The sequence below is a fragment of the Parashewanella hymeniacidonis genome (assembly GCF_016900895.1).
Lineage (GTDB): Bacteria > Pseudomonadota > Gammaproteobacteria > Enterobacterales > Shewanellaceae > Parashewanella > Parashewanella hymeniacidonis.
Genome location: NZ_JAFEUN010000148.1, coordinates 1 through 7865, shown reverse-complemented (window position 1 = coordinate 7865; position 7865 = coordinate 1). Strand labels below are relative to the sequence as shown.

Annotated in this window: 7 protein-coding genes; 6 read left to right on the top strand and 1 reads right to left on the bottom strand. The window is 40.1% G+C overall.

From position 1 onward, the window contains the following. Positions 1-132 precede the first annotated feature (132 nt). Positions 133-783 carry an XRE family transcriptional regulator gene (locus JQC92_RS19910; protein ID WP_205001286.1) on the bottom strand — a complete coding sequence of 217 codons (651 nt, stop codon included), beginning with the start codon at positions 781-783 and terminating at the stop codon, positions 133-135. Positions 784-1655: 872 nt separating this feature from the next. On the opposite strand from JQC92_RS19910, the gene JQC92_RS19905 reads away from it, so the two are divergent. The 6 genes from JQC92_RS19905 (at position 1656) to JQC92_RS19880 (ending at position 7611) form a co-directional block, all read left to right on the top strand. Then, the gene (locus JQC92_RS19905) at positions 1656-2921 is read left to right on the top strand and encodes an AAA family ATPase (protein ID WP_205001285.1); all 1266 of its coding nucleotides are present in this window, start codon (positions 1656-1658) and stop codon (positions 2919-2921) included. Positions 2922-2932: 11 nt separating this feature from the next. Then, the gene (locus JQC92_RS19900) at positions 2933-3604 is read left to right on the top strand and encodes an RloB family protein (RefSeq protein WP_205001284.1); all 672 of its coding nucleotides are present in this window, start codon (positions 2933-2935) and stop codon (positions 3602-3604) included. A 105-nt stretch (positions 3605-3709) separates the two neighbouring features. Further along, positions 3710-4045, top strand: a complete 336-nt coding sequence (locus tag JQC92_RS19895; protein WP_205001283.1) for a TrbC/VirB2 family protein — start codon at positions 3710-3712, stop codon at positions 4043-4045. Positions 4046-4055: 10 nt separating this feature from the next. Next, on the top strand, positions 4056-4394 hold the full coding sequence (locus tag JQC92_RS19890; RefSeq protein ID WP_205001282.1) for a VirB3 family type IV secretion system protein: 339 nt from the start codon (positions 4056-4058) through the stop codon (positions 4392-4394). Further along, positions 4394-6841 carry a VirB4 family type IV secretion/conjugal transfer ATPase gene (locus tag JQC92_RS19885; protein WP_205001281.1) on the top strand — a complete coding sequence of 816 codons (2448 nt, stop codon included), beginning with the start codon at positions 4394-4396 and terminating at the stop codon, positions 6839-6841. Before JQC92_RS19890 ends, JQC92_RS19885 begins: the two co-directional genes overlap by 1 nt. Next, positions 6838-7611 carry a type IV secretion system protein gene (locus tag JQC92_RS19880; RefSeq protein ID WP_205001280.1) on the top strand — a complete coding sequence of 258 codons (774 nt, stop codon included), beginning with the start codon at positions 6838-6840 and terminating at the stop codon, positions 7609-7611. Before JQC92_RS19885 ends, JQC92_RS19880 begins: the two co-directional genes overlap by 4 nt. The last annotated feature ends 254 nt before the right edge of the window (positions 7612-7865 follow it).

Here is a 7865-nt window from a genome sequence, read left to right as displayed (position 1 = left end):
GTTTTGTAGTGAAATTGATGCAAAATCTAAGAAATCTTGCTTTTGGGGTACGGCTCTGAATTTTGCGTAAATCAGATGCCGTACATTTTAACTCTTGAAATGGATTTTTTCAGAACCGACTAGTTATTGCTCCTAAAGTGTGACGACATCAGTGCGACGATGCCAAATAACTTGAGCAATCCTTTGTATCTTACAATCCGAAATAAATGCGTTTTCAGCTTGAGTTTCATAATTCAAACTATATAAATTCAAGCGTTCTTCTTTACCTTGCTGCACTCTACGAATGACAACTTGGCCTGTCTCAAGAGTGACGATGCAATCTTTTCCGATAAGCAGCTCCGCTTTATCAGGCAATAACTGACAACCGCCAACATAATCACCCAATTCATAAAATGGCTCCATTGAATTATCGCTAACAATAGACACAATAGGAGAGGGGTTACTCTGTTCAAAGTAAAAAACTTCTTTTAAAATGCGAGCGTCCAACGCATAGCATTCTGTGTCTGGTTGCTGGTAGCGTGGTGCAAGCCCGTCACCAGAAAGCAGCCAATTAGTGGTGCAGTTGATACTTAATTTTTCAAAGGCATCAACCAGTTTTTTGGCTCCTTTGGCTGAGAGGGGATGTTTATTTGTTTCCCACGCTGTCAGTGTCGCAGCAGAGATTCCTGAAGCTTGTTCAAAATTCTTACGGCTCAGCCCTAACATCATTCGCAAAGCTTTAACTCTGGATGATGGTGTTTGGTAAGCTTCACTCGGCAGTTCGGGTATTGTTTCTTGAATCATGAATAACCTCCATAAACGGCATTATTCTTAAAATGACAAAAATGACAAAAATGACAAAAATGACAAAAATGACAAAAATGACAAAAATGACAAAAATGACAAAAATGACAAAAATGCACAAAATGCTCAAAATAGCAATTATGCGAATTATTATAAAAATTAAATATTTTGTGTAATAAAGATATCGAATAACGATAGCTTAAAGAGATCTAATGCTGACTATTTAAATATTTTTAGTGAGTGATACTATCGGCAATTACTAATGATCTGCACCAAAGAGTTTTGAATCAGCATGATAAAACCAGAAATTTCACTTTAAGCTGCGGTAATGAGTTTTGATGAAGCAATGGAACATTGGATTGCTACTAACCCGGTATATCAAAACTGTCTTCAGTCCCTTCAACGCCAGTTCCCAATCGCCAATCAATAAATCAAACAGCTTTACCTATTACTTACTGATGCCATTTACATTAATGACGGACTGTTATTTGACTACTGTCTGTGTAAAGCCCTGCACCAATACAGGCTGTTATCAAATGAAGATGAAATTGCTGCTTATGATGCGTTTACCAAAACATTAACCCAAACAGCAGAATCTGCGCTTTGTAGCGTTGAAATCGTTGCACCAGAACTGGGAAGTTGGTCGATTAAGAACGAGCAGAATTTTAGGGATTGGTTGGATGAAGAGCCTTATCGGGTGACGTTGCTTGAAAGGTGGGAGTTGGAGGTAGCTATTTCAATAATTACAGATTAAAGCTTTAACATAGCTGAACCTTAATTGGATTTAATGTGTAAAATTGGTACTTTTTTCCAAAATATGCATTATAATTCCCATATTGATGGATTTATCAATAATTTTTAAAAGGTAAAAAATGTTAATTGAATTTAGAGTCAAGAATTATCGTTCTATTAAAGATGAACAGGTTCTTAGCATGGTAAAGTCTAAAGGCGATGAAAAGGAATATTCTCACACGTTTGCCCCTGATTCAATAAATGCACCTTTGTTAAGATCTTCTGTTATTTACGGTGCTAATGCAGCAGGTAAATCAAATTTAATAAAAGCTCTAATGAAAGTGGAGTCTATTGTAAGAAATTCTGCCTCAAAGATTCAAGAAGGTGATACTTTATCCGTTACTCCATTTTTATTTAATGAGTTAACTGCTAAGCAGCCTTCTGAGTTTGAAGTTGTTTTTATCACCGAAGGTATTCGTTATCAATATGGCTTTTCTGCGTCTCAGCACCAAATTTTTGAAGAGTGGCTCTATGCTTTTCCTAAGGGGAGAGCTCAGAGATGGTTTTCGAGAGTCTTTGACGAAAAAAATCAGTCTTATGATTATAAATTTAGTGATTTTTTAACAGGTAATAAATCTATTTGGCAAGCTGCAACTAGAAGAAATGCCCTTTTCCTTTCAACAGCAGTTCAATTGAATAGCGATCAATTAAAACCTGTATTTAACTGGTTTAGGGAAAAGCTAAGAACATCTAATGTAAGTGGGTGGGACTCTAGTTATACAGCTATACAGTGTAAAGATAATAATAAAAAAGAAAAAATCTTAGAACTTTTACAATCTGCAGATTTCAATATTCATGATATTGATATTAAAACTGAAAAATTTGACCCAAGCTCAATTCCTGATGACTTTCCTGAAGAAATCAAAAAGAAAATTACAGATGATATGCGTGATCATGAATTGCTCGATATCAGAACCATCCATAAAACTGATTCCGGCACATTAATGCCTTTAGATTTTGAAGATGAATCGGATGGTACTCAAAAGTTTTTCTCTTTCGCGGGCCCTTGGTTAGATATTTTAGAAAAAGGTTATGTATTAGTAGTGGATGAGCTGCACGATAACTTGCATCCTAAAATGGTTAAGTATTTGGTTGAACTATTCCATAGTAATGAAACTAACCCAAATAATGCTCAGTTGATTTTTACGACACATGACACTTCTATTTTGAGTCAAGAGGTTTTCAGAAGGGATCAAATTTGGTTTTGTGAAAAAGATCAATCTCAAGAAACTGTATTATACCCATTGTCAGATTTTAGCCCTAAAAAGGATAGAGAAAATATTGAACTGGGCTATTTGTCCGGTAGATATGGTGCGTTACCTTTTATAAAGCCTTTTGTGATATAGGAATCGTAGTTATGGGATCAGATGATCTACATCATAAAAAGAAAGCTAGAGTGCAGAGTGACTTAAGGCGCCGTGTAGCAAAACGAGCAAGCTACGATAAAGTTCTAATAGTATGTGAAGGGGAAAAAACAGAGCCGAACTATTTTTTGGAACTTATTAGTTACTACAAAATTAACTCTGCAAATGTTGCTGTAGATGGCAATTGTGGCTCAAGCCCACGGAGTGTTTTGAGGCGAGCTGAAGAATTAGTGAGGTCAGAAGAAAAAAAAGGTGATGGTTTTGATAGAGTTTATTGTGTATTCGATAAAGATGAACATGAAACTTTTGATGAAGTAATAGAAATTATAAGAGCAAAAAAAGGAAAATGTTTATTTTTTGCAACGACCTCTATTCCTTGTTTTGAATATTGGTTGCTATTGCATTTTCAATATACAACTAAGCCTTTTCATAGAGCAGGGAAAAGTAGCATCGCAAATGAGGTTCTCAAAGAGTTAAAAGGATACATGCCTAATTACTCAAAGGGAGATAAAGATGTTTTTAGTCATTTATTTGGGCAAACTGATTTCGCAAAAGCGAACGCTGCACGTTCTCTCTCTGCGGCAGAGAAAAATCATACGTCTAATCCAACGACTAAAGTTCATGAGTTAATTGATTATCTTGAAAATTTAAAACGTAAGAATTGATTCTTTGTAGTTGTTTACTTAATTTAAAACAAACATACCCTCTAAACCACAACAACCCTAAACTGCCTTTCAGACTTATCTCCCTGACCAAAAGGAGAGCGGAGAATGAAAGGCTTTTTCGTTCCTGTACCTAAATCATTCAATCACAAATCAGCCCAAGCAAGCCGTGCGTTAATCGCTCAATTGTGGCTGCTGCTTTTCTTATTCTTGACTCCCGAAATCGCATTTGCTAACCCCATTACCGAGAGGGTGAACTGGGTGATGGATTTGCTAACCAATGGCATAGCCAGAAGTGCGGCGGTGATTGGTATTGCCATTTTGGGATATTTGGCTTGGTTTGGCCGTATTACAGGCGAGACTTGCGGCAAGTACATTGCCGGAATTGTGTTGGTATTTGGCGGTACTACGATAGTAGACATGATTATTTCGGCCGTGTCGTGAGGTTAGCATAATGAACACGATTGAAATGAATCGCCAAGATCCGCTGTTTGTTGCCGTCACTCGTCCAGCAATGAAATGGGGCGTGACCTTGGACGGTATGATTATCGCTGGTGCATTGGTTGCGGTAGTGATGATAGCGACTAAAAATCCATTCAGTTTATTGCTGTATCTTCCTGTTCATGCGCTGATGTATGGCTTGTGTTTGCGTGACCCTCGTATCTTCCGTTTGCTCTATCTTTGGCTAAACACTAAAGCGAAATCTCTTGGTTGGCGCTACTTTGGTGCTGCAACGGCAAGTCCGTTAGTGAATTCCCGTAAACACCGTTATTCAAATTTGAGGGCAAGCTAATGACGGCCAAAGCTTACTCAGATTTGTGGCAGCAAGAAAACTCGGTGAGTGAGTTTATCCCGTATCAAACTCATGTTGATGAACACACGTTAAAAACTCGCAGCGGTGATTATTTGCAAATCATTAAGCTGCAAGGCGTGGCGCATGAGTCAGCTGATCCTGAGCAAGTGCTGTTATGGAAAGAACAACTGAATTTATTGTTGCGAAACATTGCCAGCCCTGAATTGTGTTTATGGACACATGTGATCCGAAGGGAGCAAAAAGTCTTCCCTGATGGTGAGTTCAGCTGTGCATTTGATAAAGCACTTAATGACAAATACGCCGCTAAGGTATGTCAAAATCAGTTGATGGTTAACGAGCTGTATTTGACGGTGATTTACCGCAAAAATAACGCCGTTCAAAACTGGTTTTCTAATATCAACTTATTCAAAAATAATGGCTCGAAACTGAATGAGTTAGCTAAACAACAGCAGGCTTTGTCGAAAATAAATGAAGTGGTGGCAACGGTTGTAGCGTCACTGGAAGCCTACCAAGCACAACGGTTAGGTGTTTACGTTAAGCAAGGTGTGTTGTATTCAGAGTTGGTTACGTTATTGGACTATTTAACCAATGGCGAATGGCAACCGAGAGCATTACCCAAAGCGAATATTGCACATTCACTTTGTCGGGCTAGGCCATTTTTTGGCAACGATACCTTTGTATTGAAGGGCATTACGCAAGCCCGTTTTGGTGCCAGCTTGGGAATATCGGAATATCCTGAAAGCACCGAAGCGGGTTTGCTTAATGCGTTGTTGTCGGCGCCATTTGAATTGGTGTTAAGCCAAAGCTTTCAGTTTTTATCTAAACCTGTTGCGACTGAGCTGTTAATCAAACAGCAAAATCGCTTACATACCACGGGCGACTTAGCTCACAGCCAAGTTGCGGCCATTGATGATGGGCTGGATGATTTGACCTCTAGCCGCATGGTTTATGGTGAACACCATTTAACGTTAAGCGTGTTTGCTAAAACAGTAACCCAGCTGAACTTGAACTTGGCCGCATTGAAGTCGGAACTTGCCGACAGCGCCATTATTGCGGTAAGAGAAACTTGGTCATCCGCTGCGGCTTTTTGGTCGCAATTACCTGCGAACTTTAAGTTTCGTCCTCGACCTGCTCCTATTTCTTCTCGCAACTTTGCTGGCTTTTGTAGTTTTCATAATTATCCGTCTGGTCAGCTTTATGGTAACCAGTGGGGCGCTGCGGTGACGCTATTTAAAACAGCATCAGGCGGACCGTTTTACTTTAACTTCCATGAACCTCGCCAGCGCTCGCTGCCCAGTCCAGATGAAAAGGTTACTAAGGAATCCACGCTTAAGGACGAGCATCACGCCTTGGGTAACACATTAATTATCGGGCCATCGGGTAGTGGTAAAACAGTATTGCAGGTTTTTTTGATTGCTCAGAGTAAGAAGTTTACACCTACACAAATTATCTTCGATAAAGACCGTGGGTTAGAGGTGTATGTCAGAGCCTGCAAAGGTTTGTATCTACCGTTACAAATGGGGAAGACGACAGGGTTTAATCCGTTTCAATTAGAAAGTACGTCAGCAAACCAACTGTTTTTAACATCGCTGCTTGGCAAGTTGTGCGGTGATACTTTAACGCATCAGCAGCAACAGGAATTGGCATCAGCGGTTAAAGGTGTAATGAGTTTACCTAAAAATAAGCGCCGCTTGAGTCGGTGTTTGGAGTTTCTTGATCCTGTTGACACTGACGGTTGTTACGCTCGATTACAAACATGGTGCCTAGGCGGTGAGTTAGCTTGGGTATTGGATAACGAAGTGGATGAGCTGGATGTGAATGAACAATCTCTTCTGGCTTTTGATGTTACTGAGTTTTTAGATAATGAGCAGATCCGCACACCCATTGTGATGTATTTGTTCCATCGAATCGAAAGCCTGATTGATGGTCGGCGTTTGCAAATCATCATGGATGAGTTTTGGAAGCTACTGGCTGACGAATACTTTGAGGATTTAGCTCAAAACAAGCAGAAAGTTATTCGGAAACAAAACGGCATTATGGTTTATGGAACGCAATCAGCCCGTGATGTATTGACCTCGCCAATCGCCCACACCTTGATAGAACAATGTGCCACGTTTGTGTTTATGCCCAATCCGAAGGCAAGACGAGAAGATTATGTTGACGGACTGCATGTAACTGAAAGGGAGTTTGAGCTGATTAAAACTGAGCTACAGCCCAATTCTCATCAGTTTATCGTTAAGCAAGGTCAGTTTAGTTCGGTCAACACACTTGATTTGAATGGTTTTGAGGAAGAGCTGGCGGTGATCTCTGGTACTACCGACAAAGTGGCCGTGATGACGAAATTGATTGAGCGAGTGGGTGATGAGCCGAATGTTTGGTTGCCGCTTTATTTTGATGCCTTGCGAGATAAGCGAGGTGGTAAATGAAACCTTTATTGGCAATAAGACTAAAGGCACTGGGTACCCGATTTCACGGGTACGACGGCAAAGGCACAACGCTCGTCATTCCCGCATGTAGTAAGCGGGAATCTAGCGACTTTTTCTATTTAAAGATTCTAAAGTCACTGGGTACCCGTTTTCACGGGTACGACGGCTTAATAATGTTTACCTTATTTCTACCATTATCAGCACACGCATTTCCTGTTATTGATGCCGCTAACCTGCAACAAAACATCATTCAGGTGAAGCACTTGCTTGAAGAAATAAATACTTTAAAGCAGCAATTAAGTACGGCTAAAAGTCAGCTTTCTAGCATTAATGGTGTGCGCCATATGTCGGGTGTAATTGATAGCGTGTATGACATCAGCGTGAAGGTTGACCCGAACTTAACCCTAAAACAGCAAGGGTTGCATAACAGTGAATGGTTGAAGCTCGGAGGTGATATGGCGGGGCTTTATGATCAGGTTAATCGCTATCGTGGTCGTTGGTTTGGTCAGACTCAAATTTCACTTCAACAAACTCAAGCTCGCTATAACCAACTGATACAGCTTATCCGCAAAATCGATAATGCGCCGCAGCAAAAGGACATCGAAGATTTACAGGCTCGAATAAACGCCGAAGGTGTGATGCTGCAAAATGAACAAGCCAAGCTGCAATTGTTGGATGCTCAAGCAAAAGCCAGCGATGCGTTAACTCAGCAACGAATTACGCAAATGGCGGTTGAGTCGGCTGGTGAATTAAAACCGATTGATTGGTGATGCTTTTTGCCCGTTATGCCAAGCGAAGGCTGGCATCAGCTGACTTTTGTTTAAAAAAACTTAAGACACTGGGTTCCCGTTTTCACGGGAACGACGAGAAGCATGGGGCATAAATAAAACGAAGATAAATAGTAACTACTCAATAAGTTGTGGTAGTTCGAGATCCTTGCAACACCAAATCCCCCAGTAAAGGGATGGTATTTTTAAGAGAAAGCCTGTCATTTAAAAACGCCCAAAATGACAAATTTTGTTTT